This is a genomic window from Bacillus sp. FJAT-27001 (assembly GCF_019039175.1).
GTDB classification, from domain to species: Bacteria; Bacillota; Bacilli; order Bacillales; family Bacillaceae; genus Bacillus; species Bacillus velezensis.
This window is the reverse complement of record NZ_JAHOAA010000007.1, coordinates 1-21,975: the sequence shown is the minus strand read 5'-3', so window position 1 is coordinate 21,975 and position 21,975 is coordinate 1. Positions and strand designations below refer to the sequence as shown.

General features: G+C 40.3%; 21 protein-coding genes and 1 pseudogene. 3 read left to right on the top strand and 19 right to left on the bottom strand.

What is annotated here, in order from left to right:
- Window positions 1–48: 48 nt before the first annotated feature.
- The 11 genes from BGM27_RS17390 to BGM27_RS17340 form a co-directional block, all read right to left on the bottom strand.
- Complete coding sequence (locus tag BGM27_RS17390) at window positions 49–297, bottom strand: sigma-G-dependent sporulation-specific acid-soluble spore protein CsgA (protein ID WP_007408989.1); 249 nt, start codon at window positions 295–297, stop codon at window positions 49–51.
- A gap of 80 nt (window positions 298–377) precedes the next feature.
- Window positions 378–854, bottom strand: coding sequence for a DUF4879 domain-containing protein (locus BGM27_RS17385; RefSeq protein ID WP_007408988.1), 477 nt, complete (start codon window positions 852–854; stop codon window positions 378–380).
- 103 nt (window positions 855–957) lie between these two features.
- Window positions 958–1,137, bottom strand: a complete 180-nt coding sequence (locus BGM27_RS17380; RefSeq protein WP_032865246.1) for a hypothetical protein — start codon at window positions 1,135–1,137, stop codon at window positions 958–960.
- 13 nt (window positions 1,138–1,150) lie between these two features.
- A complete protein-coding gene (locus BGM27_RS17375) occupies window positions 1,151–2,293 on the bottom strand; it encodes an ABC transporter permease (protein ID WP_007408986.1) in 1,143 nt (380 codons plus the stop codon).
- On the bottom strand, window positions 2,290–3,471 hold the full coding sequence (locus BGM27_RS17370; protein WP_007408985.1) for an ABC transporter permease: 1,182 nt from the start codon (window positions 3,469–3,471) through the stop codon (window positions 2,290–2,292). Before BGM27_RS17370 ends, BGM27_RS17375 begins: the two co-directional genes overlap by 4 nt.
- Before the next feature lie 8 nt (window positions 3,472–3,479).
- On the bottom strand, window positions 3,480–4,415 hold the full coding sequence (locus BGM27_RS17365) for an ABC transporter ATP-binding protein (RefSeq protein ID WP_007408984.1): 936 nt from the start codon (window positions 4,413–4,415) through the stop codon (window positions 3,480–3,482).
- A 141-nt stretch (window positions 4,416–4,556) separates the two neighbouring features.
- On the bottom strand, window positions 4,557–5,201 hold the full coding sequence (locus BGM27_RS17360; RefSeq protein WP_007408983.1) for a response regulator: 645 nt from the start codon (window positions 5,199–5,201) through the stop codon (window positions 4,557–4,559).
- 4 nt (window positions 5,202–5,205) lie between these two features.
- Complete coding sequence (locus BGM27_RS17355) at window positions 5,206–6,336, bottom strand: sensor histidine kinase (RefSeq protein WP_007408982.1); 1,131 nt, start codon at window positions 6,334–6,336, stop codon at window positions 5,206–5,208.
- Window positions 6,337–6,346: 10 nt separating this feature from the next.
- A complete protein-coding gene (locus BGM27_RS17350) occupies window positions 6,347–7,060 on the bottom strand; it encodes a YjjG family noncanonical pyrimidine nucleotidase (RefSeq protein ID WP_007408981.1) in 714 nt (237 codons plus the stop codon).
- A gap of 92 nt (window positions 7,061–7,152) precedes the next feature.
- The gene (locus BGM27_RS17345) at window positions 7,153–8,538 is read right to left on the bottom strand and encodes an amino acid permease (RefSeq protein ID WP_007408980.1); all 1,386 of its coding nucleotides are present in this window, start codon (window positions 8,536–8,538) and stop codon (window positions 7,153–7,155) included.
- 425 nt (window positions 8,539–8,963) lie between these two features.
- Entirely contained in the window at window positions 8,964–9,395 is a 432-nt protein-coding gene (locus tag BGM27_RS17340; RefSeq protein ID WP_007408979.1) for a MarR family winged helix-turn-helix transcriptional regulator, read from the bottom strand.
- Between the two features lie 196 nt (window positions 9,396–9,591).
- Between BGM27_RS17340 and BGM27_RS17335 the strand changes: the two genes are divergently transcribed.
- The 3 genes from BGM27_RS17335 to BGM27_RS17325 all read left to right on the top strand — a co-directional run bounded on the left by BGM27_RS17335 (window position 9,592) and on the right by BGM27_RS17325 (window position 11,614).
- Entirely contained in the window at window positions 9,592–9,996 is a 405-nt protein-coding gene (locus tag BGM27_RS17335; protein ID WP_003156751.1) for a CidA/LrgA family holin-like protein, read from the top strand.
- The gene (locus BGM27_RS17330; RefSeq protein ID WP_007408978.1) at window positions 9,966–10,658 is read left to right on the top strand and encodes an LrgB family protein; all 693 of its coding nucleotides are present in this window, start codon (window positions 9,966–9,968) and stop codon (window positions 10,656–10,658) included. The genes BGM27_RS17335 and BGM27_RS17330 overlap by 31 nt, the downstream gene beginning before the upstream one ends.
- Before the next feature lie 110 nt (window positions 10,659–10,768).
- Window positions 10,769–11,614, top strand: a complete 846-nt coding sequence (locus BGM27_RS17325) for an aldo/keto reductase (protein ID WP_020953862.1) — start codon at window positions 10,769–10,771, stop codon at window positions 11,612–11,614.
- A 52-nt stretch (window positions 11,615–11,666) separates the two neighbouring features.
- Here the strand turns inward: BGM27_RS17325 and BGM27_RS17320 are convergent.
- The 8 genes and pseudogenes from BGM27_RS17320 to BGM27_RS17285 all read right to left on the bottom strand — a co-directional run.
- Window positions 11,667–11,915, bottom strand: a pseudogene (locus BGM27_RS17320) (DUF4885 family protein); the annotation flags it as partial.
- A gap of 86 nt (window positions 11,916–12,001) precedes the next feature.
- On the bottom strand, window positions 12,002–15,034 hold the full coding sequence (locus tag BGM27_RS17315) for an efflux RND transporter permease subunit (RefSeq protein WP_007408975.1): 3,033 nt from the start codon (window positions 15,032–15,034) through the stop codon (window positions 12,002–12,004).
- 54 nt (window positions 15,035–15,088) lie between these two features.
- Window positions 15,089–17,014 (bottom strand): FtsX-like permease family protein, encoded by a 1,926-nt coding sequence (locus BGM27_RS17310; RefSeq protein ID WP_023842854.1) that lies wholly within the window; start codon window positions 17,012–17,014, stop codon window positions 15,089–15,091.
- Window positions 17,001–17,765, bottom strand: coding sequence for an ABC transporter ATP-binding protein (locus tag BGM27_RS17305; RefSeq protein ID WP_007408973.1), 765 nt, complete (start codon window positions 17,763–17,765; stop codon window positions 17,001–17,003). Before BGM27_RS17305 ends, BGM27_RS17310 begins: the two co-directional genes overlap by 14 nt.
- An 864-nt stretch (window positions 17,766–18,629) precedes the next feature.
- The gene (locus tag BGM27_RS20825) at window positions 18,630–18,791 is read right to left on the bottom strand and encodes a thioesterase domain-containing protein (RefSeq protein WP_080292737.1); all 162 of its coding nucleotides are present in this window, start codon (window positions 18,789–18,791) and stop codon (window positions 18,630–18,632) included.
- Window positions 18,792–18,966: 175 nt separating this feature from the next.
- On the bottom strand, window positions 18,967–19,989 hold the full coding sequence (locus tag BGM27_RS17295; RefSeq protein ID WP_007408972.1) for a sensor histidine kinase: 1,023 nt from the start codon (window positions 19,987–19,989) through the stop codon (window positions 18,967–18,969).
- A complete protein-coding gene (locus tag BGM27_RS17290) occupies window positions 19,986–20,669 on the bottom strand; it encodes a response regulator transcription factor (RefSeq protein WP_007408971.1) in 684 nt (227 codons plus the stop codon). The genes BGM27_RS17295 and BGM27_RS17290 overlap by 4 nt, the downstream gene beginning before the upstream one ends.
- A 100-nt stretch (window positions 20,670–20,769) precedes the next feature.
- Window positions 20,770–21,975 (bottom strand): thioesterase domain-containing protein (locus tag BGM27_RS17285; RefSeq protein WP_217031319.1); only part of this gene is annotated, 1,206 nt, incomplete at its 5' end.

The following is a 21,975-nucleotide window of genomic DNA, read 5'->3' as shown; positions in this document are numbered from 1 at the left end:
AAACTGTTTCCGAAACAATAAAAAGCCTCCCGGCCGCCGGGAGGCTTTTTAAAACAGGAGCTCATATACTTCATTCAATTCCATCGTGCGCTTCTCATCCTGCTCGTTCTCAGCATATTTGATTTCCTTTTCAAGCACCTGATTCAGCGCATCCATTTCCAGATCATTTAGATCTTTCACAAACTCGCCCTCATTTGCATAATGCTTCACCTGAAGCTTTTTATAAATCCCCCGGCACACATCATGCTCCAAGTGGTTCGAAAGCGACTCGCGCAAATATCCGAGTGTCCTGTCCATCATGTAAGCCCTCCCTTTTCTTTAAGAATAGCTTCCCGGAAAGAGAGAAAAACTATACATGAAAGCACCGGGCGGCTGTTTTAACTCTGTACCTGAATGGAGAAAAACCCGCTGCTTAACGGAGTGTACGGCCCGTTCAGCCCCGTTGCGGAGAAAGAGAATGTTCCTGAACTGACATAAGAAAGAGGAACACTGTAATATTTAATATAGCCTGTAACGATATTGCCGTTTTTCGTATATTCATCTTCCAGCGCTTTTGACGTAAGATTTGTAATATTCGTTCCGTTGTTAAACGCCTGGATCGTGTTATTGTTCGGATACCCTTGGAAATATACGGCTAAATAACCCGTTGTACCCTTCATCGGTTTTGATGCGCTGATTTGGTTCGGCCCGATATTTTCCCATTGGTAACTCTGACCGTCAGACGTCACACCGATAATACGGATTTGTGTTAAAGCAGGAGCCGGCGCCGCAGACGCTGATGGAGCCCACAACCCGCTCACAAGCAACAAAACAGCGGCGGCCGCCGCGAATAGCATAACGAGTCTCTTTTTCATGTTTCTTCCCCCTCTTATTCTTTTCGTAGAATCCTATACTATTTTACACGATTTACAAGGAAAAAGATTACATTTTATAAAAGAGTCCGGAACACTTTGTGAACTAGATATGAAACGCTCTTGAAACGCCGTTGATCATGAGAAAGATGCCGCAGATTCTTAACACGACTCTCGAACTTCTGTCATCTTTACCGAAAAAGGTTTTTCCGAGCCGCCCGATCCATACGTTCATTGCAACTCCCGCGAGCAATTCTATGATTCCGATCATTTCTGCCATATACAAAGCAGCCACCCTTCTAACCGTTTTTTTTCATATGACGGCTTATCATATAAAGTGATAAGACCAATGACGCTGCACCGACAGCAAGAAACAGGCTCAGCGGCACGATCTGCATGCTGCCTCCGCCATTGTTTTGAAATGCGCCGATCGCCCATTTTTCAGGAGTAAACAACGACAGCATGCGCATGTACTCCGGAGCCGCGTCTAATGTGAAGAAAGCCCCTCCCAATAAACCCGTGACAGCTATAAAAACGGAAGCAAGCGACGTGAATTGCTTTTGGCTCTTCATGAACGGTATCACGGCCATCGTTACAGCAGTCAGCGCAAACGAGCAGGCCGCAAGCACCGCTCCCGCAGCAAAAACATGATCAGCAAAACGGATATGCAGCATGAATGTTCCGGCAGCGAGGATCACGATAATATGGAGAAGTCCGAAAAGATACGCCGCCGCAAACTTAGAGATTGCATATGCCGTATAGGAAACGGGCGTGCTCAGCAATCTGTCATATGTATGATTTTCTTGTTCATCTATAAATGATCGCAGGCTTTGGACTGCAACGAACCAGATAAACATCACTAAAAATCCGATAAGTCTGTCGGCTGCCTGTCCGCCTTCATAAACGTGATGGCGATCAACATTGACGGCGGAATGATCCTGGATATCCTTCAAGAGATCAGCTGCCGCCTGCTTCCTGTCGGTGTGCAGCGTGCGGGATATCACTTTTGCATCGCGGACTATTTTTTTCAGCGCGCCCGCCTGCTGCGCAATCAGCTGCTCTGTCAAAACAGCATCACCCTTTTCTTCATTCTGAATAAATGAAACGTTCAATTCATCTCCGGAAAATAATGTCTCTTCAAAATGAGAGCCGATCAGCAATCCAAAGGATATATCCTGATGATGAACCTTTGTTTTTAATACGTCCTCCGTGACCTTCGTGACTTTTATATGGCCGGCTTTCTGAATCATTTTCATAAATTGCGCTGAATAGGCGCTCTGATCCTCATCAGCTACATATACTTCCTTCTGCTGACTGCCATCCGCAGAAAAGGAAAAGAAATATGTGAGAAGGAGCGGGGCGGAAATCGTCGCAAAGATGGCAGCCCGATTTTGCAGCATCAGTTTCAGCTGATGTCTGATCATGAATAACAGCTGCGTCATGAAACAGCCTCCTTCCGTTTAAACACCCAGATGGTCAAACATAAAAACACGGCGCCAATGGCGGCAAGCTCTGCCAAATCCGTCGAAATACCGCTCAGACCGGCATGCTGCGTGACACTGACATAGCTGTTGATCGCTTTGCCGTTCGGTATCAGCTCCTGCACGATTTTCAAACTGTCAGGCAAGCCGTCTTTTGCGATAAAGCTTCCGCCTAAAAAACTGAATCCGTATAAAATGGGAGCCGCCATGCTTGAGACGGTCTCGTGGTTTTTTGCAGTAAACCCCCAAAGAAGCACGATACTGCCGATCGCAAATGAATAAACGATCGTAACCAGTAATATTTCAAACAAATTGCCCCATTTTACCTGATACAAGATGCTGCTTGCGATGATGACGGCAGCCATTTGCATAAGGATGGCAAGCATGATTCCCAAAAGCTTACCCGCCACGTACTGGATACGTAAAACAGGCATTGATTTGATTCTGAATAACGTGTGCTGCTGTCTCTCTTCCACTATCCCGTGAATGAGCGCAAACGCGGTCATAATGGAGAACATGACGACCATTGCGATTGAATAATACTGCATCGCATCAATCGGAGCCGCATGATTGCCGGCCGACTGTTTCGGAATGGTGACAGCCTGTTCACCCGAAAGGCCGCTGATGATTTTGCTGGCATCTCCCTTTGACAGATGTCCCGACTTCTTCAGCACCGCTTTTTCTTCACCGATCTCCGCTTTTACTCTGGTGACAAACGAATCAGCCATCATTTCCACAATGTCTCCGTTTACAGAGCCTTGTTGGTCCGAGATGACTTTGATACTTGTTTTTTCATTGTGTTCTGCCGCTTTTGCAAAGCCTTTCGGCACGTATACCAAAACGGAGACTTTGCCGCTTTCGACAAGCTGTTTCCCTTCTTGGAAACTGCCTATGTCTTTTACACGGATGAGATCAGTTTGTTTCAGCACGTCATTCTTTAATACGTCGCCCAAAGAACTCTCCGCGTGATCCGCATTATAAAACGCGGTCTGAAATGGCTTCACTTTCGAATCGCCGTGAAAAACCGTTCCTAAAATAAAAATCATCAGCGCCGGAAACAGAATCAGTTTTATATAGAAAGACTTTGCTCCGGCCAATAACCGAAAATCTAATAAGATCAGCCTGAATAATATTTTCATGACGCCCCCTATGAATCCCGCAGCGTTTTGCCGGTGAGCCGGAGGAAAATGCTTTCCAGATTGGCTTCCTCGAAATGAATGCCCTTAATGGTGATACCGGTCTTCCTGATATCATCCGCAATATCAAGGATATTGCGATCTGCCGCAGAGACGAGCATCGTAATGGTCTGCTGGCTGACAGCAGCCTCGGCAACACCGGGAATGCGGCGAATTTTTTTAACGGCATCATCATTCAGACCCTCTGCATTCACGATCAGGGTATCAGAGGCTTTGGCTGACTGCTTCAATTCGTCTTTCGTCCCGCAGGCAATGATTGAGCCGTGATCCATGATCGCCGCTTTTTCACAGAGGTATTCGACCTCTTCCATGTAATGACTCGTGTAGATGACGGTCATCCCTTTTTCTTGATTTAACGTCTTCACGGTTTCAAGAATATGGTGTCTGGATTGCGGATCAATTCCGACGGTCGGTTCATCTAAAATGAATAGTTTCGGTTCATTCATTAGCGCGGCCCCGATGTTCACCCGTCTTTTCATGCCGCCTGAAAACTCAGATATCCTTTGATTTCGCTGTTCCTGTAATTCGATGATGTCCAGCACTTCATCAACCCGTTTACAAAGTTCCTTACCGGAAAGTCCGTACAGACTCCCGAAAAAAGCCAAATTATCCTTTGCGCTTAACGCTTGATATAAAGCGATTTCCTGCGGGACGACTCCCATTACTTTTTTTATGGCCGCAGGCTGCTCCTGTAATGAGGTTCCGTCAATGCAGATTGTTCCGCCCGTAGGCGGGAGCACGGTGCTGATCATCGACACCGTTGTTGATTTACCGGCACCGTTTGGTCCCAGCAGACCGAATATCTCTCCTTTTTCGACGCGCAGTGATATATGATTGACAGCGGTAAAATCGCCGTACTTCTTTGTCAAATCCGTTAATTCGAGCATTCGTGCAGCACTCCTTGTGTCATGTCTGCACTTATTCTACTCTTGGCGATCCTTGTTTTCTATTCACTTTCGTACTCGATAGGGGTATTACTTTCGTCATATGTTTAGTGATAAAAAGGGAGAGAGGAGGGTGAAGCGGGGTTATAGCAATTTTTGCAAATATAAGGTAAGCTCGGTTCTGTTTGACACTTCAAGTTTATCGAGGATTCTGGATACATAGTTTTTCACAGTGCCTTCAGTTAGAAATAAGTCTGCGGCAATGCGTTTATTGCTTTTGCCTTCCATAATGTGTTTCGCCACATCAAGCTCTCTCGGCGTGAGAATCTCCTTCAGCTTTGTCCGCGGCTCTTCCTGCACCGCAGGGATCTCCATATTGTTCAGCGCTTTTACGACGGAAACCGTGATTTTGGGATTCAGCATCATCTTCCCTTCATAAACGGCTTGAAGGGAGGCGGTAATTTCATCTGAATCAGCATCCTTCAAGAGATAGCCGTCGGCTCCGCTTTTCAGCCCGGCAAAAATATAGTGATCATCTTCAAACGTTGTCAGAATGATGACTTTTACGGACGGATATCGCGCTTTTACCGCTTTTGTCGTTTCGATTCCGTCCATACCGGGCATTCTGATATCCATCAAAATCACATCGGTTTCGGTTTGAGAAAGCAGCCGGAGAACCTCTTCGCCGCAAGAAGCCTCTCCCGATATTTGAATTCCTTCATGAAGACTCAGAATCATTTTCAGCCCCTCTCTCACAATGGACTGGTCGTCTGCAATCATGACATTCACTTGATTATTCCTCCTTGCATGGAATCCTTATTTTCACGTCAAAACCCGTTTCCTTCCCAGACGAGAAAACAGCCTCTCCGCCAAGTGCGGCCGCTCTTTTCTCAATTCCTTTCAGACCATTTGATTTTATGATCGTTCCGCAGGCTGAGCCGTTATTATGAATATGCGCCAATATCATGTTTCGGTTTTTTTGAATCCGGACAGAAACATATGAAGCATGTCCATGTTTTATCGCATTCGTAATCGTTTCCTGAACGGATTGATAAAGACAATGCTTCACATCCGGCTGTTCCGCTTCTATGGCCGCGTCCATCTCCAGCTCGAAGCGTATGCCTCCCGCCTCTTGAAAATGGCTGAAAATGTCACGGAGCTCTTGCTCAAATCCCCGCCCCGGCAAAGAGCCCTGCAGCAGCATAACGGCCTGGCGAAGCTTTAAAATGGATTCTTTCGTAAGATCATGCGCCTTATGAATGATCTGCTTCACTTTGTCCGGCTGATGCCCGGCTGTCTTCCCGGCAAATTCCAAATTCATTTTCAGAGCAGCCAGATAATGACCGAGAGAATCATGCAGCTCCTGCGCAATTCTAGTTCTTTCTTTCGTAACGGCCAGTTCCTCAATCCGGTCTGAATATTCCTTCAGTGTGTCATTAGCGATCTTCAGCTCTCGGTTCAGCAATTCAACCTTCGACTTCTCCTGCAGGTTTTTCCGATATAAATAAATCACCGCAAACATGATGAAGTATGGCGGCACGATATCACTGACACCCGCTCCGCCGGCGTATAAAGCTGCGGCAAATGCGGCGGCATTCATCGTTAACAAAACAGCCGAAATCTGCTTATCAGTAATAAGCACCTCCGCCAATAAAAGCACCATTACGGCCTGTGTCCCCACACTATAGACATTGTACAAAAGAACTCCCGCGATAACGTTGCTCAGGAGAAAAGAGACTTGATATACAGCCGGCCTTCTCTTCATATATAGCGGCCGCAGGCAGTCATTAGCCGTCAGCATAATCACGAGCACAGACAAAAAAACCTTCAGCTCCCCCCGGCCGGGAGGAAGCTGAAGAATCGCATGAAAGATTGATAGTAATGCAAAACCCCTGATCAGTAACTTCGTATGTGCAATCTTCATCGAATTCTCCTTACAAATGAGCGGCGGCTTTCCGCTCCACGTTCAGCACATCATACAGCTCATCAAGCGAATGAATCTCGTACGTCGGGATGATTCCGGACTCATTTGCTTTCTTTCCGGGATTAAACCAGCACGTATCAATTCCCGCCATCTGGCCGCCTTTTATGTCCGCGCTCAGTGAATCGCCGATAATAAGTCCGCCCTCGGCAGAAAAACCGGGAATTCTCGCAAACACGTAATCAAAGTATTCCTTCATCGGCTTTTGAAAACCCGTGTCCTCAGATACAAACACATCTTTAAAGAACGGATACAGACCGGAGTCGCCCAGCCGCTTATATTGTGATCTTGAGACGCCGTTCGTCACGATGTATAAATCAAATAAAGGACTCAGCCGTTCAATCAGCTCATAAGCTCCGTCTATCATCTGGTGCCCTTCTTCTAAGTATTGGCGGTACGCCTGATTCATCAGCACGCCGTCGGCTTCGAGGCCGTATTCTTTAAACAAAAGGGCAAACCGTGTATTCACCACTTCATCGCGGGTCATTTCCCCCTCTTCAAATGCCTTCCACAGCCCTTGATTTAACGCTTTATAACGGGCTTCCACCTCTGCCGTCAGCTCCAGCTTTGAACCTTGAAACAATTTTTGAAGAGCATCGGTTTCTGAAGCGGTAAAATCCAGCAGCGTATTGTCTATATCAAATAATAACGTACGGTAATGACTCATCGATGTTTCCCCCGGTTCTGCTTTTTTTAACCAGTATACCACTCGCGGACAAGCCGAAAAAGACACCCCTGTAAGAGAGGTGTCTTTTTGAATTATACAGCGTCTTCTATTTTCGATTTTTCACCAGGCATGCGCTTGCCGATACCGAACGCATAATAGCTGACCGTCACAATCGCCAGGAAAATCACCCCGACAACCAACGAAATCCGCGTATCTTTGTTAAACCACATGCCGATCAATACCATGAGTAAGAAAGCGATCGTCAAATAGTTTGTAAACGGCGCAAAAGGCATTTTAAACGGATGCTTATCAAGCTCAGCGCCCTTCGCTCTTCTGAAACCGAGATGGCTGATTAAAATGACGAACCACGGAATCATTCCCGGCAGCACACTCGCGCTGTACACATAGACAAAAATTTTCGGAGGCGCGATGTAGTTCAGCACGACACCGATCACAAGTCCGATTAATACGGCAAACGTACCGAATATCGGCACACCGCTCGAAGAAACTTTCTTAAAGAATTTCGGGGCCTGTCCGTTCACGCCCAATGTATAAAGCATGCGTCCCGCACTGAATATCCCGCTGTTGCATCCGGACATCGCAGCGGTAATCACAACAAAGTTAATCAAACCGGCCGCCGCCGTAATCCCGACTTTCGCAAATGTCGAAACAAACGGACTGCCGAGTGAGTGAAGCTCATTCCACGGATATACGGTAACGATTACGAAAATCGCACCGATGTAGAAAATTAAAATCCGCCAAATAATACTCTGAATCGCGCTTCGCAGCGTTTTTTGCGGGTCCTTCGCTTCCCCTGCCGTAATCCCGATCAGTTCGACCCCTTGATAGGCCGCAACGACCAAAGACAAGGCAAAGAAAAATCCTGAAAAACCATTCGTAAAGAAACCGCCGTGCGACCATAAATTAGATAATCCGATCGCATGCCCTCCGTTACCGAAACCGAAGAAAATAATTCCGATTCCGGCCACAATCATCAGAATAATGGTGACGATTTTGATCATGGCAAACCAAAATTCAAACTCACCGAAAGATTTTACCGAAATTAAATTCGCCGCACCGAGAATGGCCATGGCGATAATGCCGGGAATCCATGCCGGCAGATCAGGAAACCAATATTTCATATACGAACCGACGGCGATAATTTCAGACATCCCGACGATCACCCATTGAAACCAGTTGCTCCACGCCGTCATATAGCCGGCTAACGGATGTATATACTTATGGCCGAACGTCGCAAACGACCCTGTACTCGGCTCTACATAGAGCATTTCGCCCATCGCGCGCATGATAAAAAAGATAAAGATACCCGAGACCGCATAAGCCAGCAGGACAGACGGCCCTGTCCATCCGATCGTGCTGGATGACCCCATGAATAAACCGACACCGATCGTGCCGCCCAGCGCAATCATCTGTATATGACGCGCGCCTAAGCCTCTCTTTAATTCTTTGTTTGCCACTTCGCTTCCTCCTCTTAACAGCTCTGATATATGTGAAATAATGAAGCAGAAGGTGCACCTGTTGAACCTAACTCACTCTTCATTTCCCGCAATATTAGAAATATTCTATCTTTCTATTGTTATATAATCTCCAATTTCCTTATTCCATCATAATAAATTTCCGTGGAAAATACAATTGTTTTTTTCAGGTAAACACCTTGCACCCTAAATCAACAAACTAAAAATAAAGCGCTTTCATTTTTATTGAATTATGAATATTGAGATAATAAATGCTGCAGCCTCCGAGAAACAGGATGTCCCCTGGAGAAACATGTTCCGCCCCCTATTCAATATTATTTTTGCTAAGCAGAATGGCGTAAAGTCTTACTCTCTTCCATTCTCCCTTGTATACGCCATAATCCTGCTTAACCGGCAAAAATCATGCATTAATCGATAAATGCCTCATTCAGCCGCAGCAAAAGCCGGCCGAACATTTCTTTTTCATCGCCTGACCAATCGTCAAGCATATGTTGGTATCGATCAAGACGCATCTTTTTATCAGCTTTTAACCTCTGTTTGCCAAGCTTCGTAATTGCAAACAGACTGACCCGCCCGTCAGAAGGATCGGAAAAACGCTGGATCAGCTCTTTCGACTCCAAGGCCGCTGCCTGGCGTGACAATGTGGAAATATCCAGCTTAAAAGATTCGGCTAATTCCTTTACACGCGCCGGCCCGAATTCATCCAGCTGCCGTAATAACAAATACGCAGCCCTTTCCAGATGTCCGATTTTACGGTCGGAGTTATCAAGATAAACAGCTCTCCTGATAAAAGTGGTGAGCTCATATTCAATTAATTCAATCGGATCTTGTTTTGACAACAGCCTCACTCCTTACAATTGACAACAGCAATATTAGTTGTATAATACAAACATATGCGCATTTACTCAGAAAACATATAGAAAGATTTTGCATACATATATTTGTATAGTACAAATATATGCACAAAAAGTAAAGAAACATATCCGAAGCATCAAGAAAGGGGGAAGCTGCTCTTCTCCAAAGAACAGCATTGTCGTGAAAGTCATACGCATCATCTTGCAAATCATTATTTTATTCGCATTTTCCTTTATCGGGGGAGCCGTTCAGCAGTTCTTTCACCTGCCCATTCCCGGAAGTATCATCGGTTTGATCCTGCTGATCATATGTTTATCGGTTAAGATCATTCCCGTCAAAATGATTGAAGACGGAGCCGGATTTTTGCTGTCTTTTCTTCCGCTGTTATTCATTCCGGCCATGACGGGCGTCATCAATTACCCGTCACTGTTTTCCGCCAGCGGGGCTGCTCTGTTTCTGATCATCGTGCTGAGCACCATCGTCACAATGATCGCCGCAGGGTACGCCAGCCAGCTGTTAGAGCACAAAGCCAATCAGAGAAAGGAGAAAAAGAAGTGCAGCAAGCATGTATCGCAATCCTTATAATTTTGTTCACGGCCGCCGCCTATCTGGCTATGGTGAAGTTATATGTGCGCTTTCCATATCCCTTTCTCATACCGGTTTTGACGACTACGATTTTCATTATCGCCGTGCTGCTTGTTTTTCATATTTCGTATAAAGACTATATGATCGGCGGCCAATGGATCAATTCACTGCTCGGACCCGCCGTGGTGGCTTTGGCATACCCGCTTTATAAGCAGCGCCGGGTATTAATCAAGTATATGTTTCCGATCATCGGCGGCGTGTTGGCCGGTTTATTCTCCGGAATGGTCAGCGGCCTGCTATTTGCAGAGCTGTTCGGCATCAGCCGGAGTTTGATTTTGTCAATTATCCCAAAATCAATTACGACGCCTGTCGCCATACAGATTGCGTCCGGTATCGGCGGTGTCCCTTCCATGACAGTCGTGTTCGTCATGATCGCAGGGTTTTCCGGCGTTATCTTAGGACCGCTGCTTCTCAAGTGGATCCGCATCCGCAGCTCACTCGGGAAAGGAATTGCATTCGGGAGCGCTTCCCATGCGCTCGGCACCTCAAAAGCAATGGAGTACGGAGAATTAACGGTCTCCATGAGTTCTGTTTCCATGACGCTCTGCGCCGTGTTAGGGTCGGTCTTCGGCCCCGTCGTAGCATGGATGTTTCAAATTTAAAGCTGACGATTCTCCGTCAGCTTTTTTCATGTGCGGATCATCTCATTTCCTTCCATTATTAAGTTTCATTTGTAAGAATAATGGTAAAGTAGAAAACAAGGAGGGATTTAATGATGACTGAAGCAATTCCGCAAAAGAAACTGCTGGATGGGACAAGCATTCCCGCGATCGGCTTCGGTACATACGCTCTTAACGGAAACAACGGCGTTCATGCCATTACCAGCGCCATTGATATCGGCTACCGTCTGATTGACACCGCTTATAACTATGAAAATGAAGGGACGGTCGGAGAAGCCATCAAGAGAAGCTCTGTTCCGAGAGAACAGCTATACGTGACGTCCAAGCTGCCCGGACGCTACCATGACTATGACAAAGCTGTACAGACCATCCAAGAATCTTTATACCGCGCCGGTCTGGACTACTATGACCTGTATCTCGTCCATTGGCCGAATCCGAAACAAGACCGCTACACGGAAGCATGGCAGGCACTGATTGATGCGAAAAAATGGGGTCTGATCCGATCCATCGGCGTCTGCAATTTCCTGCCTGAGCATATCGAACGGCTCGAACGTGAAACCGGCGTAAAGCCAGGCATCAACCAAATCGAACTGCATCCCGCTTTTAATCAGCAGCAGCAGCGCCAATGGCACGAAGAACAGGGCATCGTGACAGAATCATGGAGTCCGTTATCCCGCGCCGGCGAAGTATTGAACGATCAAAAACTCGGACGGATTGCGGACAAATACGGCAAAACCATTTCTCAAGTCATTTTACGCTGGCATATCCAGCTGGGCGCCATCCCGATTCCAAAATCAGCATCGCCCGAGCGCCAGCTTGAAAACATCTCCGTTTTTGATTTCTCCCTTGATGAAAACGACATGAACATCATCGACTCGCTTACCCGCCCCGACGGACGCATAAACGGCCAAGATCCGGCGGAGTATGAGGAGTTTTAAGTAAACGCATAAAGAAAAGCTGACGGCATCATTTGTCAGCTTTTTTCTCATTTTATATACGCACACCCAGCTCCCGTTTCCATTCAGAAAGCCAGTCTGTATCCCCAGATCCGTATTGCCTGCTTTGGCCGACATCACGCAGAGATCCGTTTTTATACTCAATGGACAGCACCAAATCAGGAATGGCGTCATAACCCGTTCTCGCAAGCTTCGTGAGCCCCTGTCCGTAATGGGCGGCCGCTTCTGCGGCCGTATGTCTCAACAAAGGATCGTGCTGCAGCGCTTCCTTATAGACGTCTAACTAAATAACCAGCCGCCGGTCATATCACCGACAGCTGACTTCGAAAAGTGTTCTGATCCCTGTTCCAAAAACATCAATAAATTTATTTAAATTGTTATATCATCTTTCAATGTTTTTTCACGCTTTTGCATTTTTGATTTTTTAAAATTAAATATTTCATATACGCATGGTATCACTATTAAGGTAAGCATGGTTGCTACTGCCAAACCTCCAATAACAACAACTGCTAAGCTTTGTGAAACAAGATTGACCGACTCTGATTTCTTCACTAATAGGGGAAGCATCGCAAAAATAGTTGCAACTGCAGTCATGATAATTGGACGCATTCTTCTTACTGAAGCCTCAATGAGTGACTCACGTATCGTCATCGTTTTCTCATTTTGCTTCACACGATCTAATAACACAATAGCATTTGTTACTACAATACCAATTAACATTAAAGCACCAAGCAGAACATTAGTATCAACTGAAATGCCGCTGATCATGAGACCAAGTATCGATCCTATAGCTGCAAGTGGAAGTGAGGTTAGAATAGCAAATGGCGCTTTAAAACCTTTAAATGTCACAACCAGAATTAAAAACACTGCCCCTATCGATACAAGCATTGTCGTAAATAGATCATTAAAGTCTTCGGATTGTTGGACACTTGCCCCTCCAACAAAAACTTTTACATCTTTAGGGATTTTAATCGCTTCTTTTCCGTCCTCCCCAGAAATTGCAGATTCTATCTTGGCATTTATATCAGAAAGTTTCGACGGATCAACTTTAGCCGTTACTTGTAAATATGGTTTACTATCTTTATGGAACTGCGTGGTTGATTCTTGGTCACTCTTTAATGTAGCGACTCTAGAAATAGGTGTACTTCCTGACTCTGTCATGATCTGAATATCCTTTAGATCTTGAGAAGTGTCTGTATTAAGAACAGGTTCTAACATAACATCAGTCTGTCTATTGTCAATTGTAAGTGTTCCAAGCGTTGTCCTGTTTAACATAACTCCCAGCTGGGAGGCAACCAGTTCGGTATTACCTTGCGATGGGTTTACTACAAAGGAATAAACTGTTTTCTTTTCATCCTGATTCGTAGAAACCTCTTGAACCCCTTCAATATTTTTAATTTTACCTTCTATTTTATTTGTAACATTCTCGAGATCATCTAGATTATTTCCTGTAACGTCAATCGTAATATTTGTATCAGCATGGCCGGTCACTGATGAAGCCACAACAGTAAACTCTGCGTCTGAGAATCGCTCTTTCTCCTTTTCTTTTTGAATTTCTTTTATGATTTTATCTGCATCACCTTCATCTTTTAAAAAGACCCTAAATTGACCCTTTGTTGGAGAATCCACTCCCCCTCTTTGGTTTGACGACATTGAATTTCCTAGATATGTCATCATATATTTAACTTCATCTTTTTGTTTGATGATTTTCTCTAAATTAAGAATATTGTTTTTAACCTTAGCAAGAGGTGTATCCGATGGGTAATTTAAAGTCACTTGGATGTAATCTGTATTCTTGCTTTCAACCGCTCCTTTTGGCATTGTGAAATAAGCAATAATTGAGCCTGCAAAAAGAACAAAAGATAAAGATAGTACAATCCATTTATGATTTAGAGACCAAGTTATTACCTTAGTAAAACGTGCAGGAGAATTATATTCTTTAAGTTTTTCTTTTTTTAAGAGCGCTCCACTCATTACTGGTACAATAGTTACAGCTACCAATAACGAAGATAGCAAAGAATAAGTGACAGTTAAAGCAAATGGCAAAATATACTCCTGTAAACTTCCATTTACTAAACCTATAGGCAAGAATACAGCTACAGTGGTTAGGGTAGATGCTGTAATTGCGCCTCCAACTTCTTTGGTTGCCTCTACTATCATATATACTGAGAGTTTCTCAGCCTGCATTCTTTTATAGATGTTTTCAATGACAACAATACTATCATCTACAAGCCGGCCGACTGCAACTGCCACCCCGCCAAGAGTAAGTGTATTTAAGCTAATACCGGATTTAGATAATAGAATGACCGTTATGCACAGGGATATCGGTATTGATACGATAGTAATAAATGTGGATCTAACATTTTTTAAAAAGATCATAATAACAATTGTTGCAAATAAAGCCCCTAGTAAAACTTCTTTGATCATCGATTGTACTGAAGTTTTTACCATATCAGAAGTTGAAAGGAAAACTGTCGCTTCCACGTTATCATATCTTTTATTAATCGTATCTGTTACTTTTTCAATTTCCTTACTTAGTGTCACCGCATTTGTTTGACTATCTTTACTAATTCCTAGCTCAATACTGTCTTTACCATTAAATCGATTAATGACATTTTCAGGTTTGGTCTCTTTTATAGTGGCAATATCCTTTAACTTTACATTATCCTGTACAGATATGTTCCCAAGTTCTTTTATGCTTGATAAACCACCTAATACATTAATATTACTTGCTTTTCCATCGATCGTATCTGCACCGACAGAAAATGCTCCGTTTTGCCCTTCAAGAATGCCCATGACTTTTTTGATAGGAATATGATTTTGATTTAATTTTTTGTTATCAACCTTTACAGATATAAAAGATTTTTCATTTCCCGTTTTTTGAACCCCAGATACTCCTTTTACATCATTGTATATCGGTTCAATTTCTTTATTCAAAAGGTCTATATTTTCTGACGTCAATCCGTCTTTAAATGTAAGAGCTACAAAGGAAACTGGAACCGATGAAGTATCGCTCTGAGTAATGGAAGGCTTGGAAACATAGTCAGGTAAAGAACGCGAATCAATGGATTCCTGTATTTCTCTTTTTGCTTGTTTCATATCAGTCCCAACTTCAAAATATATATCAACCTTTGAAAATCCGTCACCCGTGGTTGACAATACTCCATTTTTTCCTTTAACCGTAGATGTGGCTTGCTCAATCGGAAATGTGACCTGTTCCTCCATCGTTTTAGAATCTGTTCCTTGCCCCATGACAACAATTGTTACTTGAGGATTTTCTGCCTGTGGTAAAAATTCCATCGGTATACGAAGATAACTGACTACTCCCCAGGCTATTATAATAATGGATGTTAACGTAATAGCAGCTTTATTAGCAAAGGACCATTTAGTTAACCATGACATATGAAATCTCCTCTCTCTTTATAAATTTACTGGACAATCCTTCTCATTTTTTTACTACTCTTCATATACCAATTTGGTATAGTTTTTACAGAGTCCTATATAAAAAGCAACCATTATAAGAACAAATAATCCGATACCGCATAGAATTGGAATGGTGAATTTTACATTCATAATCTGTTCCAGCATATTCATTGCTACAATGCTATGAAGGGCCCCCACAATCACAGGCAGTAAAAATGCAATTCCAACTTGCAGATAGACAGACCTCTGCACTTCCTTTTTACTCATACCAATCTTTTTCAACATTGAATATTGTTCCCTATCAGTGAATGCATCACTTAAAATTTTAAAGTAAATTGTACTAAAGGTCGCTAGTATGAATACTAGGGACATAATCAGGCCTAAAAAGAAAAATTGACCTAAAGCATAATACTCCCATGTAAAGCTTTGATTCTTTCCATTTACATTCAAATCTCCACCTGGTACAACTTCCTTGATTCTATTAACCACTTCCCTACTTTCTTTTTCATCTGTAATTCGCACACCATTTAATACAATCTCTTGGTTTTTCTTTCTTAATTCTTTATAATCATTGTCATTTAAAACATAAATGTTTTTGTCACCATATTTTTTAATTTTCCCTGTAAAAGGGAGCTGTGTATGTTTAGAAACTAGGAAATTATTATTATTAATGCTCACTTTATTACCATCAACATAAATAGGTGAAGCTATCGAATCAGCATTTAGAATAAAAGAAATTTCATGAATTTCTGGTTTAATTTGATTCAAAATACTTGCTTTATTACTATACTCCAAAAATATTAATGTTTTCTTTATTTGTGAGTAACTAGTGATAATAGCTTTGTTATTCGGATCAATATTTTGCTTATTATCGTCGTATTGGACATTACCAATAAAAAAGTGAATCTTATTGATTCCGATTAAGTCATGCTTTGACTCTCGAATCACTTCTTTGACTTTATCTTTGACATCTTCAGAATTGCTTTCAAAACTTAAACTGTATGGGGAGGCTGTGATGTCATAATTTGCTTCAAACTGTTTGAACGAAATGCTTACATTGAATGCAGTTACGGTAGCTGCTGTTAAAATAGCCGTCATCGCTAAACTTCTATAATTAACTTTTTGTCTAAAGAAAGTATTGCTTATACTGACTAACCTTACATCTTTATAAATAATTTTTTTTGAATTTGTTAACTTCCCTAAAATTATAGTCAGAGAACTTCCAAAAAACAGATAAGTCCCCGTGCTGACCAAGATCAAGATTCCCATCGCAGAAAGCAATAAATCCAAATCCCATTGCTTAAAGTTTAGTGCAACTATATAGCCTGCAGCAATTAATACTAAACCTGTAAAACCCTTTGTATAATTATATTTTGGAGGTGAGGGCTTTGCTTTCGAAGCATTCAACATATTAATTAGTTGTGTTTTTTTCACAACTCTATAGTTTTTCATTCCCAGCATTACAAAGATGATCCCGAACACAATAATAAGCTGAATGATAGCTTGTGCAGATATACTAAAAGGAATTTCACCACCCAGTGTCATGGACTTACTTAATAACATTAAGAACAATTTCGAGAATAATATCCCGATCAATAAACCCATTAATAGAGACAAACTGCCTATTAGAATACTTTCAATTGCGAATACTCTTCCAATTTTAGACGTACTTATTCCCATTAGCATGTATAACCCGGTTTCTTTTTGACGTTGCTTTAAAAAGAATCCATTGGCATGCCACATAAAAAAGACCACTGTGCAAATTAGAACAAAGCCAGATGTTGCACTTGCCACTACAGCTGATTGAAATCTTTCAGTTAATTGGACAAACACTTCATTGTACTGTATAGCAGTAAAATTGTAGTAAGTTGCCACAGTTACAACTAAAACCACAAAATATAATCCATATATTTTTAAATTGTTCTTCAAAAGCTTAAACGCAATTTTAAAGGAGTTCATTTTCCGATCCTCCCATTACGGCAAGCATGTTTAACACTTTCTTAAATAATTCCTTTTTATCTCCGCTGCTGTCTAGTCTTCCGTGTAATTTACCGTCCTTTAAGAACATAACCCTATTACAATAACTTGCTGCGTTTGCATCATGGGTTACCATGATGATGGTTGTTCCTATGGTTTTGTTAATATTTTTAAAACATTCTAGAACCTCTGAGGATGACTTAGAGTCAAGGGCCCCTGTTGGTTCGTCTGCAAAAATAACCTTTGGAGAGGTAATTAACGCACGACAAATAGCTACTCTTTGCTTTTGACCGCCTGACAATTCATATGGATACTTATCTAACTGATTTGAAATTCCTAAGAGCTCAGTTAGTTCATCAATTTTTTTTAGGATGATTTTGTGTTTTACATTGTTTAGTGCAAGAGGCAGAGCAATGTTATCTCTAATTGTCATATTGTCTAATAAATTAAAAGCTTGGAAGACAAATCCGATTGTGTCTCTCCTGAATTTTGCAAGGTCCTCATCCTTGTAATAATCTATTCTTTTACCATCGATTAAAACTTCTCCTAAAGTAGCTTTGTCAATAGTGGACATAATATTTAACAATGTTGTCTTACCTGAGCCTGAAGGGCCCATTATCCCAACAAATTCACCTTTGTTGATATTTAAGCTTACCTCTTTAAGCGCTCGAAAGGTACTGCCAATTTCACCATACTCCTTTATTACATTTGATACCTCTACGATCTTATTCATCTATAAACCCCCATAAAATCTGATCATGTGTAGGACATTGATTCTTATAGTTGTATTATAATTTAGAGCAAAAAACGCTGCTATCGATTTAGGTTACATTTCTAAAAGTGAATGTGACATTCATGTTAGGTTGGGGTGATGAGTTAGAGGACTTTTGTACAAAACCATGTATAATCAGCATGGGAGGTTTTTAAGCAGATATAAGGAGCGGCACCGCTCCTTATATAACAAGGTGGATTGTTTTTTACCTTATATTACCAATTGGATTTACTTACTAAGTGATTAGTCTGTTTGTTCCCATTTTCAAAATATACTGATAAAAATGCAGACAGAATTATACCCAACGAATTGAGGACTTTAATCATTTCCAAAGTAAACATGAACTATGTTTCCAAGGTTAAATAAATTAGAGGAACCCATAGTCATAAACCTTTTTTAATCAACTCATAATAACTAAACACTGTTACTTTCTGATTCATTATTTTTTAATGTATTTAACGTCTCATTCATTTTTTTACTACTTGTTCGGTATATTCATTTATAAGAAATATCATCTTATTAATACGAAAATTTAACATCTCTTTCGGGTTACTTTTCTCCAAAAAGATAATTCTTCAAAATCAACAGTCTTATCGTCTACTCCATAAAAAACAGAAAAATTGGAGTCCAGTAAATTGTTTTTAGGATTAAATTCATAGGTTTCTATTGACTTAAACTCAGTTCTCAAAATCGGCAAGAAAATATCTTCTAACTCCTTGTTCTTAAAAATAAATTATCTGTACCATCTAATTTTAAAATCTCAGAAATAAATTCATGTTTTGGCAAGCTGTGTATTAGTTGTTTTCTTCTCAATTGAGGAGCTTTTCAACGGAGACAAATATGCACGAGGGCAGGATTTCCTTCATTTTGAAGTTTGCGACAAAGCTCATATGTAAGCAGTCCACGCATACTATGTTCGAAAATAGCAAAAGGTTCAGTTATATTATTCTTAATAGAATTATATATATCCTCAACCATTTCTTCCATATTGTCTATTGAGGGTCATTCAATCTTCTTCCCCTGCCAGCCAACTCTACTTCATTTACCTCAACAAGTGGATCCATGAATTTTTTCCACTTAGAATAAACTATCGATGACCCCCTGCAAATGGAATACAAAATATTTTAGCTTTTCTTCTCATTAGATTACCCCCTGTTTTTAACTAATTATTTATTGCCTCATTTGCCACTTTATAATAATCGGATAGTTTATAAAATATAATGTGAAATTCAGTATATTCACCCTCTACGCTGTCTACCTTAATTCCTATACTTAGTTTATCAGCCATTTTTTTAGCATAATATAAACCCATCCCTGTAGATTTCGTTCCTACCCTACCATTTTTACCTGAAAAGCCTTTATTGAATATCCTAGATAAATCCTCTTTTGAAATGCCAATTCCATTATCTTTAATAACTATATAATAGGCTTGTTTATCTTCTTTAGTTGTAATAGTCAGCGTTCCCCCCTCAGGTGTATATTTACTGCTATTATTAAGAATTTGACCAAAAATATAATAGATCCAACGTTCATCACTGATAACACTAAATGGTTTTAAATTAGTCTCAATCTCAATGTTTTTATTAATAAAAAAAAGAGCATTTTCTTTTATTGCACTTCTTAAAATATGACATACATCTACTACTCCCGCTAAAATGTCTTGATCGTAGTGATTAGCTCTTGTCACATGTAAAATGTGATTAATCCTAAATTTAATTTGTTCAATTTGATTACGCAGCTCTCTGCTGCTTTCTAAGTTAATCTCATCCAGCAGCAGTTCACACACAGCTATATTAACTTTTATGTCATGAACCCATTGAGTAGTATAGTCTTGAATTTCGTTAATACCGTTTTTATAATCTTCTTCTGCTTTCAAAAATTTATTTTGTTGCTTTTTGGAGACTTTTATAAGCATATCTATAAAATAATCATTTCTAACTTTGTTTCTTTCTAAAGTTTCGATAGAACTATTAAACACAACTTCGTATTTCTTTTTTGCCTTGATGAATCCATAGAAAATGTTGTTCAGCAGAATAAAGACAATCAACAAATCCATATAAAAAATGTCTATATAACCTTGATGAATAGAGGTACTCGCAAACAAAATCCCATTGATTACAACCAGAATAAGTGCACTGCATAAAATCCATAATATATGATTTTTCACATAATCAATTAATTTCATTGAATTATATATCCCATTCCTTTTTTTGTCAAAATAAAGTCATCAACATTAATCCCCTCTAATCTATTCCTTAATCTATTTATATTTACTGTCAACGTATTTTCGTTTACGTAAATATCATCATTCCAAAGCTGTCTCATTAAATTATCCCGCGAAACAACTTTTCCTTTGTTTTCCATTAACGTTTTTAGAATTTTAAATTCATTCTTTGTAAGCTCTAAACTCTGATCTTGGAAATATATTTTTGCATCGTTAAGGTTTAATATCACATTATTAGATTCGATTAGATGAGATTCTGCTGTTATGTACTCATAAGTTCTTCTTATAATTGCTTGTAATTTCGCCACCAATACATGGCTGTCAAATGGTTTTTGAATATAATCATCCCCGCCATTGTTAATAGCCATGACAATATCCATATTACTGTTTCTAGAAGAGCAAAAAATAATTGGGACACTTGAAATTTCTCTTATTTTCTTACACCAATAAAAACCATCAAATGAAGGAATATTAATGTCCAATAATATGATGTGAGGCTCTTCTTTTTCATATATTGACAAAATATTATCAAAGTCTCCGCATATAACGGTCTCAAAATTCCATTTAACAAGTAAATTTTGTAACGCCTTAGCCATATCCTTATCGTCTTCTATAATCAGCAATTTATATATATTATCCATTTTCTCACCTTCTTATAAAAATAGCTCACCATTCTCTCAAGGATTTATTTAAAAATAAAACAGGAAGGAAGAAAAAATCAATTCCCTCCTGTGTTAAATGTTACATTCCTTTATAAGGTAATGAATGTTCTTCTGTTTTTTTTAATATATCAGTAATTAATGCCGTATTTCCTGATAAATAACCCTTTGAAAGCATTTCACCATGTTCCCCGAATCCATTATAATAATGCACTGCTCTCTCAGTAAAGTCTTCCCAATTATATAAAAGGAATTGATTATTATCTTTTTTCTCTTTATATCCTGCTGCCTTAATAAGATGAAGATTTGCAGCAATTTTGTGTTTATGTGTAATGCTGTTTAAAAATCGAGTATAGGCTTTTATTTTATCAATTACTTTTTCTCTAAAGTACTCAGTTTCAAGATACTCTTGGAACATTGGTTCCTTTTTTGCTCCTTCGACTATATTTTTATACAAATTGTCTGAATAAGTTGACTGACTCTGTTTATTTTCAACCTTATAACTATCTAATAGAATAAGATCCGATACTTCTTTTCTGTTCCGTTCTAATTCTGCTGCAACTTCAAATGCTAAGTTTCCCCCAGCAGAGTATCCTAATAATAGATATGGCCCTTCAGCCTGTGTGTTTAAAATTAACTCTACATATTGTTCAATTCTCTTATTTTCTTCAATAAAATCAAATGCATAAAAGGAATGATTTTGGATTAACTTTGCCAAATCACTGTACACTATTCCAATCCCGCCAACTGGTGGAAAGGCAAAAAGATTTCTATCTTGCTTCTTGTTCAGTAGCTGTAATTTATCCGCGTCACATATACGGCTATACTCTTTTTTGAGAATATATTTTGCCATAGATACTATATTAGGATTCTTATACATTTTATTCAGTTCAATGTCCATTCCAAACATATCTTTTGTTCTGGATAAAAGCTTTATTAGTTTTAGGGAATCCCCTCCCAATTCAAAGAAATTATCTTCTATTCCAACTTTATTCGTTCCTAAAACTTCATTCCATAAAGCTGCTAATTTTGTCTCTGTTTCGTTTCTAGGCGCTTCAAACTTTCCATAAATTAAATCTTTTGGTATTGGTTCAGGAAGAGATTTGCGATTCACTTTCCCATTTGTAGTAAGAGGAAATGATTTTACTTCTATTATATAAGCTGGTACCATATAATCCGGCAGACTTTCTTGTAAATATTCTTTAAGCTTTAGTTTGTCTATAACTCCATCTGTAGTTACGTAAGCACAAAGGTACTTCTCATTCTGTTCATTTGCTTTGGCTAAAAC